A 21890-nucleotide genomic window follows, 5' to 3' on the forward strand; every position below is an offset into this window, starting at 1 on the left:
TGCCCGCTGCCTACTCCGCTTTCCCCACACCAACAGGACATACCCGCATGCATTTCCACGACAAGGTCGCCATCGTCACCGGCGGCGGCCGCGATATCGGCCGCGCCATCTCGCTCAAGCTGGCCGCTGCCGGCGCCAAGGTCTGCATCAACTACGCCAACGACGACGCCAGCGCGCGCGACACGCTGGCACAGCTGCAGGCCGCCGGCGGCCAGGGCATCCTGCACCGCGCCGACGTCACCGATGCCACCGCCGTGGCCGGCCTGCTGACCGCCACGCGCACCGCCTTCGGCCAGCACATCGATGTGCTGATCAACGTGGCCGGCGGCATGCTGGCGCGCAAGCCGCTGGCCGATATCGACGAGGCCTTCTTCCATCAGGTGATGGACCTCAACCTCAAATCGGTCTACCTGACCACCCAGGCGGTGGCGCCGCATATGCGCGAAGGCGGCGCGATCGTCAATTTCGCCTCGCTTGCCGGGCGCGATGGCGGGGGGCCGGGCGCGGCCATCTATGCCACCGCCAAGGCGGCGGTGATGACGTTCTCGCGCGCAATGGCCAAGGAACTGGGCCCGCGCGGCATCCGCGTCAACGCACTGTGCTGCGGCATGATCGCCACCCGCTTCCATGACGATTTCACCAAGCCGGAAGTACGCGCCTTCGTCGCCAATGCCACCCCGCTGCGGCGCGAAGGCCGCCCGGAGGAAGCCGCCGATGCGGCGTTGTACCTGGCATCGGATGCGGCCAGCTTCATCAACGGCGCCAACCTGGACGTCAACGGCGGCGTGTTCTTTTCCTGATCGACAAAGGAGTTCTGCGCATGGTCTGGCGATGGATGATGACTGCGACATTGAGTGTCGTGCTGGCAGGCCCGGCCACTGCGCACCCGGCACCCCGCTGGGTGCCGGCCTGGATCGCCTCGGCGACGCCGGACCGGCTCGACGGCGGCGCCGACACGCCGCTGCAATTTGCCGATGAAACGGTGCGCCAGGACATGCGCCTGGGCAGTGCGGCGGTGGCCCTGCGCGTGCGCATCAGCAACGAACTGGGCACCACCCCGCTGACGATCGGTGCGGGTACGGCGCGCCTGCTCGGCGGCGCCGGGGACACGCACCCGCTGCGCTTCGACGGACGCGCCAGCATCACCGTGCCGCCCGGCGGCGTATTGCTCAGCGACCCGGTGCCGCTGCGCGCACCGGCATTGGCCGAGGTGGCAGTCAGCCTGTATTTCCCCACGCCGGCGCGCCCGGCGGTACGCCGCACCGCGCTGCGGGTGGTCAAGGGCCAGGCCGAGGTGCCGGACAGCAAGGCGTTGGCATATCGCCAGAACGTCATCTCCGCCCTCTACGTGCAACCGCCGCATCCCCGCCAGACCGTGGTGGTGGCGCTGGGCGATTCGATCACCGAAGGCGCCACCGCCACGCGCGGCGCCAATGGCGACTGGCCGGCCCTGCTGGCCAGGCGGCTGGAGCAGCGTTGCCCCGGCAGCGTGGTGGTGCTCAACGCCGGCATCAGCGGCAACAAGCTGCTCGACGATGGCCGCAGCCCCAGCGCGCTGGCGCGGCTGGATCGCGACGTGCTGGCACTGCCCGGCGTGGACCAGGTGATCCTGTTCGAGGGCATCAACGACATCCGCCACAGCGGCCCGCCGGATGCGATTGCCGGCCGCACTGCTGCCGACATGGTGCTGGGCTATCGCCAGATCGTGACCCGGCTGCAGCATCACGGCATCGCCGTGATCGGAGCCACGCTGACCCCGTTCGGCAACTCGGACCGCTACGAGCCGGTGGCGGCGGCCACGCGCCAGACGCTCAACGGGTTCATCCGCGACGGGCAGGCATTCGATGCGGTGATCGACTTCGACGCCGCGTTGCGCGACCCCGCCAGGCCGGAGTGGCTGCCTGCCGCGCTGACCCGCGACTTCCTGCATCCCAACGATGCCGGTTACCAGCGCATGGCCGAATCAGTGGACCTGTCGTTGTTCTGCAAGGCCCGCTGAGGCGCCTTGCCACACGGTGACGCGCCTGCGCCAGGCGCGCTGCCACGGTGGCGGCACGGCCGCATGCACGCTTGCCTGCCTTCAGCCCCGGCGTTTTTTCAGGATGCTGATCTCCCCGGAGGTCTCCAGGATCGCCATGTCGATATCGGCATCGTCGCGGCAATCGGCCTTGCGTTTTGCCACCTCGAAATCGGCATAGCTGACGTTGTGGCGGACCAGTTCCTTCCAGTAGATCTGCCCGCCACGCGCCAGCAGCGCCGGGGTGCCCTGCACCCAGGTATCGATCCGCCGGCTGCGCGCGGTCGCCATGCCCACCAGCCAGTTCAACACCAGCAAGGTGGCCGCCAGGATCATGCCGCCCAGCAACGAGACGTCTTCGCCGATCAGCGAGTTCTGCACTGCGGTTCCCAGCAGCACGATCAGCAGCACGTCGAATGGCGTGGATTGGCCCAGCGCGCGTTTGCCGGTCAGGCGCGTCAACAGCAGGACCACGGTATAGACCGCAACTGCGCGCAGCACGAACTCCCACCACGGCATGCCCAGGTGCATCATTTCGTAGAAGCGCACGCGTGTTTCCACGTCCAGCATCGTGTGTCCTGACCGGTTTGATCGATGGCGCACGCTAGTGCGCAAACGGTGAAGGGGCCGTGCTGTCGCAGCGTTACCGTGGCGGACCACTCGGCACCCCTCGTGCACCGCAGCACGGCTTTTCGCTGGCGATCCGTTAGCGTCTGGCCTGGACACACGGGGATGGCGGGCATGGGGACTGGAATCACACGTCGCGGGTTGCTGCTGGGTGCCGCGTCGGCAGCGTTGTCGGCACAGCTGCCGGTAGGGTTTGCGTTGCCGCGGCGTGCGGCCGCGGCGCCGGCCTTTATCGATGCGTTGATTGCGCGCATGAGCGTGGAGGAAAAGGCCGGCCAGCTGACGCTGTCCGGTTCGGCGCAACAGACCGATGCGGCGGCGGCGGCCAATCCGGTCAACACCGTGCCCACCGCCGAGGGCCAGCTTGCCGCCGTACGTGCCGGGCGGGTGGGCGGCATCTTCAATGGCTCCAATGTGCTGTGGCACCGGCAACTGCAGCAGGCCGCGCTGCAGAGCCGGCTGAAGATTCCGCTGCTGTTCGCCGCCGATGTGATCCACGGGTTCACCACGGTGTTTCCGGTGCCGCTGGCCGAGGCCGCCAGCTTCGAGCCGGCGCTGGCACAACGCACCGCGCGCGCCGCCGCACTGGAAGCCAGCGCAGTCGGCATCGACTGGACGTTCGCACCGATGGTGGATATCGCACGCGATGCGCGCTGGGGGCGCGGCGTGGAAGGCAGTGGCGAAGACGTGCTGCTTGGCCGGCGGTTTGCGCAGGCGCGCGTGCGCGGCTTCCAGGGCGAAGGACTGGATCATGCCGATGCACTGGCCGCCTGCCCCAAGCATTTTGCCGCCTACGGCGCCGCCGAAGCGGGCCTGGACTACAACACCGTCGACATCTCCGAGCGCAGCCTGCGCGAGGTCTACTTCCCGCCGTTCCAGGCCGCGTTCGATGCCGGCGCAGTGACCACGATGGCGGCGTTCAGCGAGATCGCCGGCATCCCTGCCACGGCCAATCGCTGGTTGCTGAGCGAGGTGCTGCGCGGCGAGTGGGACTACCGCGGCCTGGTGGTGTCCGACTACACCGGCGATCTGGAGCTGATCGGGCACGGGATCGCCAGCGATGCGCGCGAGGCAGCCAAGCTGGCGTTCCTGGCCGGTGTGGACATCAGCATGCAGAGCGGGCTGTACCTGCAGCATCTGCCGGCGCTGGTGGCCGCCGGCGAGGTGACCATGGTGCAACTGGATGCATCGGTACGCCGCGTGCTGCAGTTCAAGGCCGCGCTTGGATTGTTCGACGATCCGTTCCTGCGCATCGTGCCGGCACGCGCACAGGCACGGCAGCGGCGCCCCGAAACACTGGCGCTGGCACGCGAGGCGGCACGCAAATCCATCGTGCTGCTCAAGAACGATGGCGAGCTGCTGCCGCTCAAGACGCAAGGGCAACGCATCGCGCTGATCGGGCCGATGGCACGCAACTGGACCGACACCGCCGGCCCATGGAGCCTGTTCGGCGGCGACGACAGCGGCAACGACCTGGCCACCGCACTGCGCGCGCGGCTGCGCGACCCGGGCAGCTTGCAGGTGGTGCAAGGCTGCGACTTCGAACATGGCCTGCCCGGTGGCGTGCAGGCAGCCGTCACCGCAGCGGCATCCGCCGATGTGGCGGTGCTGGCAATCGGCGAGCCGATGCGCTACTCCGGCGAAGCGCAGTCGCGCAGCGAGATCGTCATCCCCTCCGGGCAGCAAGCGCTGCTGGCGGCGGTGGCGGCCACCGGCACGCCGGTGGTGGTGGTGCTCAGCAACGGCCGTGCGCTGGTGATCGATGGCCCGGTACTCAAGGCGCCGGCGATCCTGGTCGGCTGGTTCCTGGGCTCGGCATCGGGCGCCGCGCTGGCCGACATCCTGTTCGGCGAGCACGGTCCGTCCGGGCGCTTGCCGGTGAGTTTTCCGCATGCATCCGGGCAGCTGCCCTACAGCTATGCGCACAAGCCAAGCGGCCGTGCCGACCCGCGCCCGGATGCCTTGCAACCGTTCAAGACCCGCTACCGCACCGCGCCCAATGCCGCGTTGTTTCCGTTCGGGCATGGCCTGACCTATGGCCGCATCGAATACGGCGAGCTGCGCCTGAGCGATGCACGGCTGGCGGCGACCGGCAGCCTGCGCATCAGCGCGCGCATCCACAACCGCGGCACCCGCGATGCCGAGGAAGTGGCGCAGCTCTACATCCGCGACCGCAGCGCCAGCGTCACCCGCCCGGTGCGCGAACTGAAGGACTTCCGCAAGCTGGCGGTGCCGGCAGGCGGCAGCGTCGCGGTGGAGTTCGTGCTGCGCCGTGAGGACCTGCTGTTTATCGGCCAGGCATTGCAGCCGACGGTAGAGCCTGGCGTATTCGATCTCTGGGTGGCGCCCTCGTCGGAGGCCGAGGGCGTGTCTGCAAGTTTTGAATTGATGGGCTGAGCGCCAGCGGCAATCGGAATGGCTCAGCTCAGGGGATGGATACGGGGCGTGTCTCGCTCACGCAGAGGGCATCGTGCCCAGGTTGGCTCGGGAACATATCCCCATTGCGCTGACGCTCACGCTCTCGGTCGCCTTGAGAGGGGGCTGGGTCTTGAGAGATTGGACGGTGCGTGTGCCCCGGTTTACAGCGGACGATCTGCGGGTTTGCTGCGGGGTCCTTGCCCGCCCACCATCGCAGGACACGCCGCAAGTACGTCCTTGTAGGCTCTTACGCGGCATCCATGCCGCGTAAGGTCCCGCGACGGTGGGTGGGCAAGGACCCGTCGGGATGGTCGGTGTGCATGGTCAGGAGCAGTGATGCCGTGCCCTGCGATGTGATGAGACGCAGTGCGATCTGATCGGCGTTCTTCGACGCGAGCAACTCGCTGCCATGCCGACATCGATTCACTCGTCATCGAAGGCATGTCTAGCCAACATGCTGACGCCATCGCTACAACCTTCGAAAGCTTTGTTAGCCGATCGTATTTCCGCGCAACACCTCTGCCAGGAACGGCGCAGTGCGGCTGCCACGCTGCCGCGCAACCGCCTCCGGCGCACCGGCCACCACGACGGCGCCACCCGCACCGCCCGCGCCCGGCCCCATGTCCAGCACCCAATCGCTGCTGGCGGCCACGCGCATGTCGTGTTCGACCACGATGACCGTATTGCCGGCTTCCACCAGGCCTTGCAGCTGCCGCATCAAGGTATCCACGTCTGCCGGATGCAGGCCGGTGGTCGGCTCGTCCAGCACGTACACGGTGTCGCGTCGCTGCGCGCGTTGCAGTTCGGTCGCCAGCTTGATGCGCTGCGCCTCGCCACCGGACAGTTCGGTCGCCGGCTGGCCAAGCCGCAGATAGCCCAGCCCCACTTCGCGCAACACCTGCAGCGGGCGCAGCACGCTGGCATCGTCGGCAAAGAACGTGGCGGCCTGGTCCACCGTCATCTCCAGCACCTGCGCAATGGTGTGGCCACGCAGCGCGATCTCCAGGGTCCTGGCGTTGTAGCGCGCGCCGTGGCAGGTGGGGCATGGCGCGTAGACGCTGGGCATGAACAGCAATTCCACGTGCACCGAGCCCTCGCCCTCGCAGGTGGCGCAGCGGCCCTTGGCGACATTGAACGAAAACTGCCCCGGGTCGTAACGGCGGCGGCGTGCGGCCGGTGTGGCCGCAAACAACTTGCGCACCGGGTCGAACAGGCCGGTGTAGGTGGCCAGATTGGAGCGTGGCGTGCGGCCGATCGGCTTTTGATCCACACGCACCAGGCGCCGCACCTGGTCGAGCCCGCCGACGATCGCGCCGCCCAGCGGCACCTGCGTGCCGCGCTCCAGCGGATCCAGCGCTTCGTCGTCCTCTGCCTGCGCCTGTCCAAGATGGGCGCCGAGCAATTCCACCAACGCCTGGCTCACCAGCGACGACTTGCCCGAGCCGGACACGCCGGTCACGGTGGTGAACACACCCAGCGGCAGGTCCACATCCAGGTCGCGCACATTGTTGCGGGTGATGCCGCGCAGCTGCAGCCAACCGGTGGCCGCACGCGCGTGGCTGTGCACCTGTGGCGGGGTGCCGAACAGGTAGCGGCGCGTGGACGAGGCTTCCACCTGCTCCAGTCCCGCCGGCGGCCCGCTGTACAGCACCTGCCCGCCGTGCACGCCGGCCGCCGGGCCGACATCGACGATCCAGTCGGCGTGGTGGATCACATCCACCTCGTGTTCGACCACGAATACCGAATTGCCCGCGGCCTTGAGCTGATCCAGCGCGCCCAGCAAGGCCTGCGCATCGGCCGGGTGCAGGCCGGCCGATGGCTCGTCCATCACATACACCACGCCAAACAGCTGCGAGCGGATCTGCGTGGCCAGCCGCAGCCGTTGCAGCTCGCCCGGCGACAGCGTCGGTGTGCTGCGCTCCAGGCTGAGATAACCCAGGCCCAGCGCCTGCACCACGGCGATCCGCGCGCGCAGGTCGGCGGCGATGCGTTGCGCGGCGATCGCCTGCTCGGGATGCGTGTCGGCCTGCCTGCGCTTGCCGTTGCGCTTGCGCTGGCCATCGGCAGCGTCGGCAGCCGGGCGCAGCAAGTCGGCCACCTCGTCCAGCGGCCGCCGCGACAGCTCGCCGATGTCCAGGCCCGCAAACGTCACCGACAGCGCTTCGCGCCGCAGCCGCTTGCCGTCGCACTGCGGGCACTGCGTGCTGATCAGGTACTGCGCCGCGCGCTTTTTCATCTGCGCACTCTGCGTGGTGGCAAAGGTGTGCAGCACATAGCGCCGCGCACTGGTGAAGGTGCCCATGTAGCTGGGCTCCTCCTTGCGGCGCAGCGCGCGCTTGACCTCGTCCAGGCTGTAGCCGGCATACACCGGCACCACCGGTTGCTCGTCGGTGTAGAGGATCCAGTCGCGGGTCTTCTTCGGCAGCGTGTGCCACGGCAGGTCCACGTCGTGGCCGAGCGTGGTGAGGATGTCGCGCAGGTTCTGGCCATGCCAGGCACCGGGCCAGGCGGCGACCGCGCGATCGCGGATGCTCAGCGTGGGATCCAGCACCATGGTCGCTTCGGTCGCATCGTAGATGCGCCCCAGGCCGTGGCAGGTCGGGCAGGCACCGGCGGGGGTATTGGGCGAAAAGCCGTCGGCATAGATGATGTCCTGCCCCGGCGGATAGCTGCCCGCACGCGAATACAGCATGCGCAGGGAATTGGAGATGGTGGTGACGCTGCCCACAGACGAGCGCGCACTCGGCGCGCCGCGCGCCTGCTGCAAGGCCACCGCCGGCGGCAGGCCCTCGATGGAATCCACCTCCGGCACGCCGACCTGGTCGATCAGGCGCCGCGCATATGGCGAGATCGAATCCAGGTAGCGCCGCTGCGCTTCGGCGAACACGGTACCGAACGCCAGCGACGACTTGCCCGAGCCGGACACACCGGTGAACACCACCAGCGCATCGCGCGGGATGTCCACGTCCACGTTCTTGAGGTTGTGCTCGCGCGCACCGCGCACGCGCACCAGGCCGGAGGATGACGAGATTGCGTTGGACATGACCACCAGACCGACATTCGACAACGCACTAGCCTAGCGCGGGACGCATGCAGCCGATGTCAGGGGCAACGGCCAGTGCTGCGGCGCCTGGCGCTGATCGCCTTGAAATGCGTCAATCGAGGCCCTGCAGCAAACGCGCAGCGTCGAGGGCGCGGCGCCCTCACCGCTTGCAGGACACGCCGTGAACCCTTCCCTGGGGGGCTCGGTGGCGGCATCCATGCCGCCACACGGTCCCGCAACCGGCGAGGACACCGCAACAGGAAGTTAGTCGGCTATTTTATTGAAAGCGTTTCGCTCGGCTTGCGCGGGGAACTAGTCGGACGCACCTGATTCGAACAACGCACGCCACGCCCTGCTTGTAACTGCGCATACCGACCATCTCGACTGGCCCTTGCCCGCTCACCGTCGCGGGACCTTGAGCGGCATGGATACCGCGCCAGAGCCTACATGGACGTACTTGCGGCGTGTCCTGCGATGGTGGGCGGGCAAGGGCCCTGCAGCCAACGCGCAGCGTCGAGTGCGCGGCGCCCTCACCGCACCAGACAGTTGGTCGACGCTCGTTCGGAAAGCTGTTTTTCGTGCGGCGTGCATCAGACGTGCAACCGATTCATGATCGAACGAGGCGCATCCAGCACTGCTCTTCCATGCGCACCGACTATCCCGACTGGTCCTTGCCCGCTCACCGTCGCGGGACCCTGAGCGGCATGGATGCCGCGCCGGAGCCTACATGGACGTACTTGCGGCGTGTCCCGCGATGGTGGGCGGGCAAGGGCCCTGCAGCCAGGCCGCAGCCCTATCACCCAACAACCACGCATTCATTCAAGCTACCTACGCGGCATGGATCCCGCGTAAGCGCCTACAGAGACGTGTTCCGCAATAGCTGGCGGGCAAGGGCCCTGCTGCCAGGTCGCAGATCAGCTGCGTAAAACGCGATCAGCCCAGCGCGTGCGCCGGCACCGGCACCGGCTGCTCGCCGGTCTCGGCCAAGGCCTGCATGCGTGTCACCACGCCAGTGAACAACCGCGCGGTGGCGGCATCGCGCGTGCGGAAGATCGCTTCCAGCTCGCCGTAATACCACAGCGTGCCGGCGCGCCCGGCGGTGAACACGTTGAAGATGTCCTGGCCCACGGCCGGGTTTTCCAGGTCCTGCACGATGGTGCGCGCGTTATAGAGCTTGTCGCAGCCGGACACCAGCAAGGCGCGCTCGGGCGTGTTGCGCAGGTGGTCCAGATAGGCCAGCTTGCGTTCGCGCCAGTCGCGTTTGCGCGCGCTGTCGGTGTTGTCCACCTCGGCCTTGTCTTCGGCGGTGGCATCGGTACATGCCATCACGATGTCGGCCACCGCGTCGCCGAACTGCGCGCGGATCGAGGCCTCATGGCCGCCGCCGCAATCTTCCACCACATCGTGCAGCAGCCCGGCAATGGCCTGTTCTTCGTCGCCGCCGCATTCCAGCACCAGCGTGGACACCCCCAGCAAGTGGCTCAGATACGGAATCTGCGTGCCCTTGCGGACCTGCCCGGCATGGGCGATGCGCGCGTAATCCACGGCCAGGGCGTAACGTTCGGTAAGAGCGGTCATGGGGCGTCCGATGCGAGCGAGGAGGCATTATCGCCGAGCGCGGTGACGCGCCGGGTGAGGATCGCGCGAGGATGCGTGTGCAGACTCAATGACGCGGCGTTGCGGCCGATACCGCTACGCTCACCCCACGCCGCACGATTGCCCAGCCATGCCCACGCTTCCCGTTTGCAACGCCTGCCGCGACGGCCAGGACTTTCCCACCGCCATCACCATGGCGTTCCAGCCGATCGTGGACGTGTCCACCCGCAGCATCTACGCCGGCGAAGCGCTGGTGCGCGGGGTCAATGGCGAATCGGCCGGCAGCATCCTGGCCGCCGTGGATGAGCGCAACCGCTACGCCTTCGACCAGGCGTGCCGCATCAAGGCGATTGAATGTGCCGCGCAGATCCCGCTGCCGGCCTTGCTGTCGATCAACTTCATGCCCAATGCGGTCTACAACCCCGAACACTGCCTGCGCGCCACGCTCTCGGCCACCGCACAGTACGGCTGGCCACTGGACGCCATCATCTTCGAGGTCAGCGAACAGGAACACCTGGCCGAGCCGGCGCATCTGCTCGACATCATGCGCACCTACCAGGCACGCGGCCTGAAGACTGCCATCGACGACTTCGGCGCCGGCTATTCCGGCCTCGGCCTGCTGGCCGACTTCCAGCCGGACCTGCTCAAGCTGGACATCGCCCTGGTGCGCGGCATCGACGCCGACCGCAGCCGCCAGGCCATCGTCCGCCACACCACCCGCATGTGCGAAGAACTCGGGATCGCCGTCATCGCCGAAGGCATCGAACACCCGGACGAATGCCGCGCCCTGCGCGACATGGGCATCCACCTGCAGCAAGGCTACCTGTTCGCCCGCCCGCAGATCGGCGAACTGCCACAGGTGCATTGGCCAGACTAGGCATCAGGCGCGCCACCACGCCAGCGTGTAGCTCCGCTGCGGCCCCGGCAGCTGCCGGCGCACGCAGTGTGACGATGCGTGGAGCCAACGACCTCAGATCGCGCGTACCGAGTGGTAACAGCCTGATGGCCTGGGAACGGAAGAGTCGAGCCGCCACAACCACTCGCTCTTCCGATTCCCGATTCCCGATTCCCTATTCCCCAGCGCTGGCCAGCTCGGAAGCCGGCACCGGGTTGGCCTGATGTGCCAGGTATTGATGGATCTGCGCGACCACCGCCGCGCCCTCGCCCACCGCCGCGGCCACCCGCTTGACCGAACCGGCCCGCACATCGCCGATGGCGAACACGCCGGGGCGGTTGGTTTCCAGCGGCAGGCAGGCCGGCACGCCATCCCCACGCGCGTTGCCGGTGACGACGAAACCGCGCTTGTCCATCTCGACGCATTGCTGCAGCCAACCGGTGTTGGGGTCGGCGCCGACGAACAGGAACAGATGCCGCAACTCCACCCGCGTGGTCTGCCCGTCGGCGCGCGTGCGCAACACCGCCGCCTGCAGGCCGCGCTCCGGATCGCCCTCCAGCGCGGACACTTCGGTGCCGGCATGCAGCTGCACGTTCGGCAGCACGGCGATGCGGTCGATCAGATATTGCGACATCGACGATTCCAGCCCTTCGCCGCGAATGATCAGGTGCAGTTCCTTCACCCGCGGTGCCAGGAACGCCACCGCCTGGCCGGCGGAATTGCCGCCGCCCACCAGCGCCACCACCCCGCCCTCGCACAGCCGTGCTTCCACCGGCGAGGCCCAGTACGACACGCCATGGCCTTCGAAACGCTCCAGCCCGTCGATCTCCGGACGCCGGTAACGCGCGCCCGAGGCGATCACCACGGTGCTGGCCAGCAGCTGTTTGCCGTCGGCCAGATCCAGCTTCAGCGCGCCGTCGTCGCGCCCGCATTCCAGCGTGCCGGCCTCGATCGGAATCGCCAGCTCGGCGCCGAATTTCAACGCCTGGTTGTAGGCGCGCCCGGCCAGCGCCTGGCCGGAAATGCCGGTCGGAAAGCCCAGGTAGTTCTCGATCCGTGCCGAGGCGCCGGCCTGCCCGCCGATGGCGCGCTGGTCCAGCACCAGCACCGACAGGCCTTCGGACGCGGCGTACACCGCCGTCGCCAGGCCGGCCGGGCCGGCGCCGACAATCGCCACGTCGTAGCGCTTGTCCGGGTCGATATCCGGGGTCATGCCCAGGCAAAGCGCCGCTTCGGCATCGCTGGGCTGGCGCAGCACCCGCCCGCTGGGGCACACCATCACCGGCAACTCCTGCTCCTGGATGCCGAAGCGCTGCACCAACGCGCGGCCTTCCTCGTCGGAGGCATCGATCACCGTGTTCGGGTAACCGTTGCGGGTCAGAAAGCCCTGCAACCGGGTCAGGTGCGGATCGTCCGGCTCGCCGATCAGCACCGAGCCGGAGGCATCGCCTTCGATCAGGCCGACCCGGCGCAGGATCAACGCACGCATCACCACCTCGCCCACTTCGGCCGAGCTGATCATCAGCGCGCGCAGATGCGCAGTATCGAACGGCAGCGCCAGGCAGCCCTGCGGCCCGGCACGTCCGCCGGCCAGCGACGCGCGCCCGGCGAGTTGACTCACCTCACCGGTGAACTGCCCGGGCGTGTGCGAGGTGACCGGCTTTTCGTTGCCCAGCCCGTCGCGCCGGACCACTTCGATGGCGCCTTCCAGCACCACCCACACCGGCGCGTGCGCATCGCCCACGTCGAAGACGATCTCGCCGGCAGCGAAACGCTGCGCCGGCCCGCTGGCAAAACGCCGCGTGATCGCCAATTGGCCCGAGTCCAGCTCGGGAAACATCTGATGGTGGCGGGTATCGGCCAGGGACATGGAGGGGCGACGCTGAGGGGGGGAGTGCATGCAAGCATGGCCAGCCGTGAGGGCGATGGCAATCACCCGAATGGGCCATGCCGGGCGCGACAGAGCGCGCATGCACGACCAGCACGGGTGGGTACGTCAGTGCGGTGTTCGCGCAGGCACAACGCATCACGCAGGTATCAGCGCATCGCACGCCCACCGGCAGCGATCGGCACGACCAGCCTCAACCGTGCGCGCAGAACGTAACTGACGCAGCCGCTGCGCTGGCCGCCAAGCGAACACGGCCCTGGAGCCGCTGCCGGTACGCCGCGCTCGAACGCTTCGATTGCTCCGGTTACCTGTCGCTACTGTCGCTACTGTTGCTGCTGTTGCTCGGGTTGCTCTGGTTACTCCGCTTGCTCCGCAGCACGCCGACAAACGTGCACCACGCCTTCTCAGCCACGCGCTGGTTGCACCTGCTCCCAGTGCGGCCCGTGCTGGCCGGCGGCCATGCGCTCGGCCGGACGCACGCGAAACACCACGCTGATGCGCTCACCCACCGCACGTGCGGTCTTGGCAATGCCGTGCTCGTGGCTCAGTTGCGAGGCATGGCTCATCGCCAGCAGGCTGCCGGGTGCCAGCTCCACACCGATCGCACGCGTGTTGCCGTCCTTTGCGCGCAGCTGCATCCGCCGCGTCGCGCCCAGTGACACCAGTGCAATCGGATGCGGCGCCTGCAGCGTCTGCAGCTTGTCGTGATGCATCGCCACGCTGTCGCGGCCGTCGCGATAAAGATTCAGGCCCACCGCGTTGTACGGGGCAGGCAACACGGCCTGCACCGCAGCGAGCAGCGCCTGCAGCGGCAGCCCGGGCGGCAGCGGCGCATCCAGCCGATACGAGGCCAGCAGGCGCGGCACCTCCACCACACGGTCATACATCTCGCGGCGCTGGCTGCGCCAGTCGGTCGCCTGGCGTAGCGCGGCAAAGCACTGCTGCGCCACGGCAGGTGCCAGCAGCTGCGGCCAATAGCGCACGCCGCCTTGCGCATCGTGCAGCAGCTGCACCGGCGCGGTGGGAGCATCGAACAGATCCATCAGGATCATATGCGGGCGGTTTGCGCGATTTCAGCAGCCGGGCGTTGCGCTTGCCTGCGGCCGAAGCAGTGCAGGTGCACGCTGTCTCGCATCTGCTGCAAGGAGCTGCTGCGTGCAGGAAGACGACCGAGCTACGCACCCGCAGCCTCCTGCGCGCAAGGCTGGCAGCCCGTGGCGGTCCGCGCGTCCATCGCCCACCGCGGCCCGCGCACGGGTTAGCGAGCTCAACGATGCAGCCATGGATGCCATGCGATCAGGCCCGACAGCTGTGCTACGGTCCGGCGCTGCATCCGCCTGGAACCGTTCGCATGCAGCATCGCTCAATCGCCTTCTCTCCCCTGCGTTGGCTGGCGTTGCTTGCCGCCTGCGTCAGCTTCGCCGGCAACGCGGCGCCACGCGCGGACGACGCGGGTTTCAGCGCGGTGGATCCGTTCATCGGCACCGGTGGCGAAGGCCACACCTATCCCGGCGCCACGCTGCCGTTCGGCATGGTGCAGCTGAGCCCGGACACGCAGATCAAGCCGCGCAAGGAGGCCTATGGCTGGGCCGCCGGTTACCGGCATGGCGACAGCACGATTGTCGGCTTCTCGCACACGCACTTTTCCGGCTCCGGGCATTCGGACCTGGGCGATATCCTGCTGATGCCGCAAACCGGCCAGGTCAAGCTCGAACGCGGCGATGCCGCCACACCGGGCAGCGGCTATACCGCGCAGTTCGACCACGCCAGCGAGCAGGCGCAGCCCGGCTACTACGCGGTGACCTTGAAAGACCGCAACATCCGCGCCGAACTCACCGCCAGTGCGCGCGTGGGTGTGCATCGCTATCAGTTCCCCAAGGGCGTACCGGCGCATGTGCTGGTGGACCTGCGCACCAGCCTGTACGACTACCCCGGCAAGGTGCAGTGGTCGCGGCTGCGCGTGCGCAGCGACGGCACCGTCACCGGCTTTCGTGAAACCCGCGGCTGGGCACCCGGCCGCCAGCTGTACTTCGCCATGCGCTTTTCGCGCCCGCTCACCGCCACGCAGTTGCACGACACCGAGCAGGACATCCCGTACAAGGGCTTTCCGCCGCCAGGCGAGAAGAACCCCGCGCAGCGCGCACAGATCGAAGGCCGGCAACTGGTCGGCGTGTTCGATGTCGCCAACGATGGCACGCCGCTGGTGGTCAAGGTTGCGCTGTCGCCGGTCAGCGAAGCCGGTGCCATTGCCAATCTCGATGCGGAGGTGCCCGGCTTCGATTTCGACCGCGTGCGCGCCGAGGCACGCGCGCAATGGACGCAGGCACTGTCGGCGATCGACGCGCAAGGCACGCCGCAACAACGCACCCAGCTCTACACCGCGCTGTATCACACCCTGCTCGGCCCCACCCTGTTCATGGACAGCGACGGCCAGTACCGCGGGCCGGACAATGCCGTGCATCAGGCGCGTGGCTGGACCAACTACTCCACCTTCTCGCTGTGGGACACCTACCGCGCGCTGCATCCGCTGCTCACCCTGGTGCAGCCGCCGCAACGCAGCAGCGACATGGTCAATTCCCTGCTCGCCTCGCGCCGTGAGAGCGCCTACGGCATCCTGCCGGTCTGGGCGTTCCACGGCCTGGAAACCTGGTGCATGATCGGCTACCACGCCGTGCCGGTGATCGCCGACGCCTACATGAAGGGCATCGGCGGCTTCGATGCCAACGAAGCCTTGGACGCCATGGTCGCCAGCGCCAACTACGGCCCTTACGACGGCATCGCGCAGTACCGCGAACTGGGCTATGTGCCCATCGACGAAGAAGGCGAAGCCGCCTCCAAGACGCTGGAATACGCCTTCGACGACTGGACCATCGCGCGCATGGCCGACAAGCTCGGCAAGCCCGCCATCGCCGCCGAATTCAGCAAGCGCGCCGGCAACTGGAAGCACGCCTTCGACCCGGCCACCGGCTACATGCGCGCGCGCACCCGTGCCGGCGACTTCCGCGCGCCGTTCGACCCCTCGGCCAGCGGCTACGGCAGCGACTACACCGAAGGCAATGCCTGGCAATACTCCTGGTATGTGCCGCAGGACGTCGCGGGGCTTGCAGCCGCGCATGGCGGCGACGACCAACTGCTCGCGCGCCTGGATGCGGTGTTCGATGCCAAGGTCGACCCCAAGGTGTTCGCGCATATGGAAGACATCACCGGCCTGATCGGCTGGTATGCGCACGGCAACGAACCCAGCCACCATGTCGCCTATCTGTACGCCTACGCCGGCCAGCCCTGGCGCACCCAGGCGCGGCTGACCCAGATCATGGACACCCAGTATCACGCCGGCCCAGAGGGCCTGGCCGGCAACGACGACCTCGGCCAGATGTCGGCCTGGTACGTGTTCACCACGCTGGGCTTCTATCCGGTGGCACCGGGCAGCAACCAGTACATCATCGGCCGCCCGTTCCTGCCGCGCGCCACGCTCAAGCTGCCCAATGGCAAGCGCTTCAGCGTGATCGCCGATGGCCTGAGCAAGGCGCGCAGCTACGTCGGCAGCGCCACCCTCAACGGCCAGCCGCTGACCCGCGCCTACCTCACGCATGAAGAAATTCAGGCCGGCGGCGAACTGCGCTTCCGCATGCAGGCCACGCCGACCACGCAATGGGCCACCGATCCGGCGCAGCGGCCGTATTCGATGTCGACGCAGACGCGCTGAGTCAGTAGTGGATGCCCATGCGTAGCCCGCAGGCATCGCGCTCCACCACCGCCGGCAGGCTGCCGGCGGTACCTGCGGCAATGCGCTGCGCGCTCCAGCAGGCCACCAGGGCATCCAGCACATCGTCCGGCTTGGCCAGCGCACGCGGCACGCGCTCCAGCAACGCGGCCACCTGCCTGGCGCCATAGCACTGGCCCAGCAAGGCGGCGCGCTGTTGGTGGCCCGCGCTGCTCTTCTTGCCCGCCGCCAGGCCGTGCCCGCCGGCGAGCACGGCGAACGACACTTCCGGGTGCACCTCGAACACGCGCTCCGCCCATGCCGGATCGGCGCGCACCGCATCGTCCCAGGCGCGAATCTTCGACAGCAGCGCAAACGACTGCACGCCAAAGCCACGCTGGCCGTCGTGATCCAGCACCCGATGCAACGCAGACGCTTCCACCTGCGTGGGTGCATGCAGCATGCCGCGCAAGGGCGCGGCATGCTGCATGCGCGGCGCCCACCCACAAAGCGCCGCGCCTGCACATCCGTAGCGCGGGGCGCGTGCTCGCTCAGACCGATCGGAATGTCCACGCCCAGCACGGCGACGTCCCCAAATGCGCTCGCCACCGCAGCCACCGTGGGGTAGCCAGCAAACTGCAATCCATCGCCGGCCTGCCACACCGCCAGCCAGCCGCTGCCGGCGCCATCGATCCCTACACACTGCATTGCGGTCCTCCCGGTCGTGGCCTGCGTGTACGGCGCAGCAGCACCGCACGCGCTCCATCTGCGTGGCGCGTTCACATCATGCACAACATTCGTTCACCCGCACGCATCGCCGTGGTTTCCAGACTGCTCCGCATCGGCCGCAGCACGCTGCGGCCTTGTCGTCCCCCAATGCAGGAGCCAGTGCATGTCCAACACCAAGAACCAGTACGAAATGCAGAACCCGCTTACCCAGTTTCCGCAGCCCAAGTTCCCCGAGCAGACCCAGGAAGCGCCAGGCACCATCCACGCATTGCAGCCCAAGGCCGACCACGGCGAGCAGAGCTACCAGGGCTTCGGCCGCCTGAAGGGCCGCAAGGCGCTGATCACCGGCGCCGACTCCGGCATCGGCCGCGCCACCGCGATCGCCTACGCACGCGAAGGCGCCGACATCGTGCTGAATTACCTGCCGGAAGAAGAGCAGGACGCCGCGGAAGTGGTGAAGTTGATCCAGGCCGAAGGCCGCAAGGCCATCAGCATCCCCGGCGACCTCAAAGACGAAGCCTTCTGCAATGAATTGGTCGCACGCGCGGTCAAGGAACTCGGCGGGCTCGACCTGCTGGTCAACATCGCCGGCAAGCAGACCGCGATGAAGGACATCGCCGACATCACCACCGAGCAGTTCGACGCCACCTACAAGACCAACGTGTACGCGATGTTCTGGCTGTGCAAGGCGGCCATCCCGCACCTGCCGCCGGGCGCATCCATCATCAACACCGGCTCGATCCAGTCCTACCAGCCCTCGCCGACGCTGCTGGACTATGCCTCCACCAAGGCCGCCATCGTCAACTTCACCAAGGGCTTGGCTCAGCAGGTCGCCGAGAAGGGCATCCGCGTCAACGCCGTCGCCCCCGGCCCGGTGTGGACCCCGCTGCAACCCAGTGGTGGCCAGCCGCCGGAAAAGATTCCCGAGTTCGGCTCGGAAACTCCGCTCAAGCGTGCCGGCCAGCCGGTGGAGATGGCGCCGCTGTATGTGATCCTGGCCTCGCAGGAATCCAGCTATGTGACGGGCGAAGTATTCGGTGCCACCGGCGGCTTGCTGCTGTCCTGAGTTAGCTTAAAGCGCACTCCAACGTCACGCCACCAGAACCCCGCCGATCGCTGCATGCGCAGCGGTCGGCGGGGTTTTCTTCGATGGCGCTTTTGGTAGTGGCGGCAGTCTCGAATGCTGATGCATCAGCAAGACCGAACCGCAAAGTAGTTCAACCAGCTACGCAAAGACGGCTTCGATCATGCGAAGTCCCCCCTTCTCCCACCGGGAGAAGGTGCCCGAAGGGCGGATGAGGGTACGCAACCCCACCAATGCTCCGCCCACGGCCCGCGCTTACTGCATCACCACCGTCTGGATCGCATGCGCCGGAATCTCCAATTCACTCGATGCCTCGCCCACGTACAGGTTGTAACGGATCGCCACATCGCTGGCATTCATCACCACCGTGGCCAGGCTGCCATCGGTGTTGAGAAAGGACGTCGTTGCCAGATTGCTGCGGCTGCTGGCTGCACTCACCCGACGCGCACCGGGGCGGATGAACTTAGAAAAATGGCCGATATACCAATAGCTCGGCGTGTAGATCACCTCGCCGGTGCGCGTGTCGGCATGCACCGGCGCAAAGCAGTAATTGCCCACATGATTGGGACCGCCGTTCTGGTCGAGCAGGATGTTCCAGTCGGTCCAACCCACTGCGCCGTGATTGAGATCGTTGATGATCGCGGTGCCATAGCGCTCGCCGTTCGGCCAGTACTGCAGCTTTGCCGGGTCGAACTTCTCCACCGCCGCTTCGGTCAGCAATAGCGGCTTGTCCGGATACGCCTGCGCCACAGCCGCCACGTTCTCCACCATCGGCGCGAACCCGGCCCAGGTCTCGTACCAGTGGAAGCCCATGCCCCACGCGTACTTGGCCGCTTCCGGGTCGTCGAAGATCACATGCGCGCGGTGCACCATCATGTCGCGGTTGTGGTCCCATACGATGATCTTGCGGTCGCCATAGCCGGCGCTGGCCATGGTCGGCCCCAGGTGATTTTTCAGAAAGTCGCGCTCTTCTTCGGCCGAAAACAGCATCGACTCCCAGGTCTGCACCGCCATTGGCTCGTTCTGCAGGCTGATGCCCCAGATCGGGATGCCGGCCTTTTCGTAGGCCGCGATAAACCGCGTGTAGTAGCTGGCCCAGGCCTGCGCATACTCCGGCAGCAATTTGCCGCCCTTGAGCATGTTGTTGCTGTCCTTCATGAAGGCTGGCGCGCTCCACGGGCTGGCAAATGTCGTCAACGTGCCGCCGGCCGCCGCGATGGCCTGGCGCAGCATCGGAATGCGGTATTTGGCATCGTGCTTGACCGAAAAGCTCTTCAGCGCCGCATCGCCTTCCTTGATGTAGGTGTAGCTGCCGCTGCTGAAATCCGAGCTGTGGATGGTGGTGCGCGCCAACGTATAGCCGATGCCTTTTTGCGGGTCGTAGTACGCGGTGAGCAGCGCACGTTGCGCAGGCTTGGGCAGCCTGGCAAAGGTCTCCGCACTGGCATCGGTGATCGCCCCACCGATGCCCAGCAGCTCCTGGAAGCGGCGCTGCGGATTGACGAAGATGGAGTTCTCTGTCTCGGTCAACGCATGCCCGGCCCTGGGCGCATCGGCAGTGCTGACACGCATCTGCTGCGTTGCGCCCTGGGCAGAGGTGTAAACGCGTAGTGCACCGGCGGCGGCTGGCGGAGTAGCAGCCTCCGCAACCGCAGCTTTTACCGCCTTCGATGCGGGTGTGGATGCAGACGGTGCCGTCGATGCCAGCATCGGAATCGGCGTTGTTGCTGTTGCTGTTGCTGTTGCTGTTGCTGCTGTTGCAGATGCAGATGCAGATGCAGATGCAGATGCCAACACCGTTTCAGTCGCAGCACCCCAAACCCCCAGAACCCCCACCATCGACCACGCAATCGTTCGCTTCACCGTGCACCCTCCCAGGTTGGTGACCAAGCCTAACCGACCAACGCGGCGCAACATCGCGCAACAAACGAGCGCAACCATGCACCCTTCCACCATCGGCCATTGCCTTCTCCCTCGGGAGAAGGTGGCCCGAAGGGCCGGATGAGGGTACGTCTGCCAAGAGTGCAACCCGCTCCCTGCAATCAAGGCAACAACCTAAACCCCAACTGGAAAGACAGCCCCACGACTCCAGCAGACGCATCCTCACCCCAACCCCTCTCCCGCTGGAGAAAGGCTTGGTCTGCGCGCCGCATCAACGCGACGAGCGTCGATCACCCCCGCGCCAACCGATCCAGAATCCCAGGCACTTCCAACCCAAGCTCGCGCGCCAGGAACCCCACCGGCCCAATCCGCCTGGCCAATTGCCTGCCCGCCGCCGCATGCACAAACACGCCCCATAGCGCAGCGCCCAACGCATCGCAGCCGCGCGCGGCAAAGCCGGCAATCAATCCCGCCAGGACATCGCCAGACCCGGAGGTGCCCAAGCCGGATGCGCCCCCGCGATGCATCCACAACGCACCGTCGGGCCCGGCGATGAAACTGTCCGCACCCTTGACGATCACCACGCTGCGCAGCTTCTGCGCAAACTTCAGCGCGTACTCCCCCGGCGCCGCTTCCACCGCTGCCTTGTCGTCGCCGGCCAGGGTCGCCATCTCGCCCGCGTGCGGCGTCAGCACGAACGGCCGCCCGATCGGCGCCCGCAGGCCACGCGACAACGCGCCGGCATCCAGCACCAAGGTGCACACCGCCTGCTCGGCAGCGCGCCTGACCATCGCCGTGGTGGTGGCCGACGACGCCATGCCCGGCCCGATCACTGCCGCATCACAGGCCGCCATCGCCCCATCCAGTGCGCGGTGCCCGCGCACGATCTCGCCCTGGCCGTTCTGCGCAAGCCCCAGCACCAGCGCCTCCGGCACCGCCAAGGCCATGCCCGGCGCCACACTGGCGGCAGTGGCAATCTGCAGCTTGCCGGCACCGGTGCGCAGCGCCGCCTCGCCGGCCAGCAGCACCGCACCCGGCACGCGCATCGAGCCACCCACGATCAACACGCGCCCGCGCTGTTCCTTGTCGCCCCCCGGGGCCGGCAACGGCATCGACCGCAAGGCCGCAGCGGTGAGCATGCGCATGCGCGCGGCGGCCATCAGCGTGCCCCGGCCGGGCGGTCGGACTCGGTGGTCACCGGCTCGTCGGCCAGCTCCGGCGGCACGAACTTGGTACGCAGCAACTCCAGCGATTGCCCATCGGCCGCAGCCGCATACTCGGTGACGCCGCAATTGGGCACATCGCCCTCGCGGTCGATGCCCAGAATGGTGGCCTCGTCCATCCGCTCGATCAGATAGCGGAAGCAATTGACGATCACCTGGTGCCCCACGATCAGCACCCGCGCGCCCACATGGTTGCGCTGCAGATCGCCCACCACCCCGCGCAGGCGGAAGATCACATCGCACCAGCTCTCGCCACCGGGCGGGCGGAAGTAGAACTTGCCCACCAGCTTGCGCTGCTCGGCCAGCTCCGGGAAGGTCGCAAGAATGCCGGCCGTGGTGTAGCGGTCGAGCACGCCGAATTCCTTCTCGCGCAAACGCTCGTCCACGCTGACCGACTCGGCCGGCTGCCCCAGCGCACGCGCCACCGCAGCGGCAGTCTGGCGCGCACGTATGTAGGTGGAACTCAGGATCAGCGTCGGGCGCTCCTGCTCGGGCAAGCCGGCCATCCACGCCCCCAGCGCCTCGGCCTGGCGCTCGCCAAGGTCCGACAACGGCACATCCGCATCGCGGTGCTCCAGGTCGATCAAGGCCGCCCCATTGGACTCGGCCAGATCACGCGCCACATTGCCCGCGCTCTGCCCATGCCGCACCACCCACAACCGCGCCGGCCACTGCGCCGAGACACCGGCTACCGCACTGTTCTCACTCACATGCTTCTCCTGCACAACGTCGGCCTCAGGTGTCGCACAGCCGCCGTGAAAACATGGTCGACCAGCGCATCCGTGA

General features: G+C 67.5%; 15 protein-coding genes and 1 pseudogene. 6 read left to right on the forward strand and 10 right to left on the reverse strand.

Going from position 1 to position 21890, the window contains the following annotated elements; all coding sequences use genetic code 11:
* Window positions 1-47 precede the first annotated feature (47 nt).
* Together EO170_RS14495 and EO170_RS14500 are read left to right on the forward strand one after the other, a co-directional pair.
* A complete protein-coding gene (locus tag EO170_RS14495; RefSeq protein ID WP_104582383.1) occupies window positions 48-800 on the forward strand; it encodes a glucose 1-dehydrogenase in 753 nt (250 codons plus the stop codon).
* 35 nt (window positions 801-835) lie between these two features.
* Entirely contained in the window at window positions 836-1999 is a 1164-nt protein-coding gene (locus EO170_RS14500; RefSeq protein WP_126946065.1) for an SGNH/GDSL hydrolase family protein, read from the forward strand.
* A gap of 81 nt (window positions 2000-2080) precedes the next feature.
* On the opposite strand, the gene EO170_RS14505 is transcribed toward EO170_RS14500, so the two are convergent.
* Complete coding sequence (locus EO170_RS14505) at window positions 2081-2587, reverse strand: YetF domain-containing protein (protein ID WP_126945935.1); 507 nt, start codon at window positions 2585-2587, stop codon at window positions 2081-2083.
* Window positions 2588-2758: 171 nt separating this feature from the next.
* Here EO170_RS14505 and EO170_RS14510 point away from each other — a divergent pair, with 171 nt between their 5' ends.
* Complete coding sequence (locus EO170_RS14510) at window positions 2759-5041, forward strand: glycoside hydrolase family 3 N-terminal domain-containing protein (protein WP_126945938.1); 2283 nt, start codon at window positions 2759-2761, stop codon at window positions 5039-5041.
* A gap of 511 nt (window positions 5042-5552) precedes the next feature.
* Here EO170_RS14510 and EO170_RS14520 read toward each other — a convergent pair.
* Both EO170_RS14520 and EO170_RS14535 read right to left on the reverse strand, forming a co-directional pair.
* Window positions 5553-8105 (reverse strand): excinuclease ABC subunit UvrA, encoded by a 2553-nt coding sequence (locus tag EO170_RS14520; protein WP_126945941.1) that lies wholly within the window; start codon window positions 8103-8105, stop codon window positions 5553-5555.
* Between the two features lie 933 nt (window positions 8106-9038).
* On the reverse strand, window positions 9039-9683 hold the full coding sequence (locus EO170_RS14535; protein WP_053045332.1) for an HD domain-containing protein: 645 nt from the start codon (window positions 9681-9683) through the stop codon (window positions 9039-9041).
* A 148-nt stretch (window positions 9684-9831) separates the two neighbouring features.
* Here EO170_RS14535 and EO170_RS14540 point away from each other — a divergent pair, with 148 nt between their 5' ends.
* Window positions 9832-10578, forward strand: coding sequence for an EAL domain-containing protein (locus EO170_RS14540; protein WP_104582379.1), 747 nt, complete (start codon window positions 9832-9834; stop codon window positions 10576-10578).
* Window positions 10579-10771: 193 nt separating this feature from the next.
* Here the strand turns inward: EO170_RS14540 and EO170_RS14545 are convergent, their stop codons facing one another.
* Window positions 10772-12466 (reverse strand): FAD-dependent oxidoreductase, encoded by a 1695-nt coding sequence (locus EO170_RS14545; protein ID WP_126945947.1) that lies wholly within the window; start codon window positions 12464-12466, stop codon window positions 10772-10774.
* A 422-nt stretch (window positions 12467-12888) separates the two neighbouring features.
* Window positions 12889-13527, reverse strand: coding sequence for an alpha-ketoglutarate-dependent dioxygenase AlkB (locus EO170_RS14550; protein ID WP_126945950.1), 639 nt, complete (start codon window positions 13525-13527; stop codon window positions 12889-12891).
* Window positions 13528-13835: 308 nt separating this feature from the next.
* Between EO170_RS14550 and EO170_RS14555 the strand changes: the two genes are divergently transcribed.
* Complete coding sequence (locus tag EO170_RS14555; protein ID WP_126945953.1) at window positions 13836-16190, forward strand: GH92 family glycosyl hydrolase; 2355 nt, start codon at window positions 13836-13838, stop codon at window positions 16188-16190.
* Between the two features lies 1 nt (window position 16191).
* Here EO170_RS14555 and EO170_RS14560 read toward each other — a convergent pair whose 3' ends face one another.
* Window positions 16192-16677 (reverse strand): DUF429 domain-containing protein, encoded by a 486-nt coding sequence (locus EO170_RS14560; protein ID WP_241239451.1) that lies wholly within the window; start codon window positions 16675-16677, stop codon window positions 16192-16194.
* Window positions 16678-16700: 23 nt separating this feature from the next.
* A pseudogene (locus EO170_RS21935) lies at window positions 16701-16895 on the reverse strand (DUF429 domain-containing protein); the annotation flags it as partial.
* Between the two features lie 184 nt (window positions 16896-17079).
* Between EO170_RS21935 and EO170_RS14565 the strand changes: the two are divergent.
* Window positions 17080-17982 (forward strand): SDR family oxidoreductase, encoded by a 903-nt coding sequence (locus EO170_RS14565; protein WP_126945956.1) that lies wholly within the window; start codon window positions 17080-17082, stop codon window positions 17980-17982.
* Between the two features lie 273 nt (window positions 17983-18255).
* On the opposite strand, the gene EO170_RS14570 is transcribed toward EO170_RS14565, so the two are convergent.
* From EO170_RS14570 to EO170_RS14580, 3 genes are all read right to left on the reverse strand, one after another.
* On the reverse strand, window positions 18256-19710 hold the full coding sequence (locus EO170_RS14570) for a glycoside hydrolase family 30 protein (RefSeq protein ID WP_241239452.1): 1455 nt from the start codon (window positions 19708-19710) through the stop codon (window positions 18256-18258).
* 461 nt (window positions 19711-20171) lie between these two features.
* A complete protein-coding gene (locus tag EO170_RS14575) occupies window positions 20172-21041 on the reverse strand; it encodes an NAD(P)H-hydrate dehydratase (RefSeq protein ID WP_104582372.1) in 870 nt (289 codons plus the stop codon).
* On the reverse strand, window positions 21041-21829 hold the full coding sequence (locus EO170_RS14580; protein ID WP_104582371.1) for a histidine phosphatase family protein: 789 nt from the start codon (window positions 21827-21829) through the stop codon (window positions 21041-21043). The genes EO170_RS14575 and EO170_RS14580 overlap by 1 nt, the downstream gene beginning before the upstream one ends.
* Window positions 21830-21890 lie beyond the last annotated feature (61 nt).

This window comes from Xanthomonas sp. BRIP62409 (assembly GCF_003992965.1).
Taxonomy (GTDB): domain Bacteria; phylum Pseudomonadota; class Gammaproteobacteria; order Xanthomonadales; family Xanthomonadaceae; genus Xanthomonas; species Xanthomonas euroxanthea.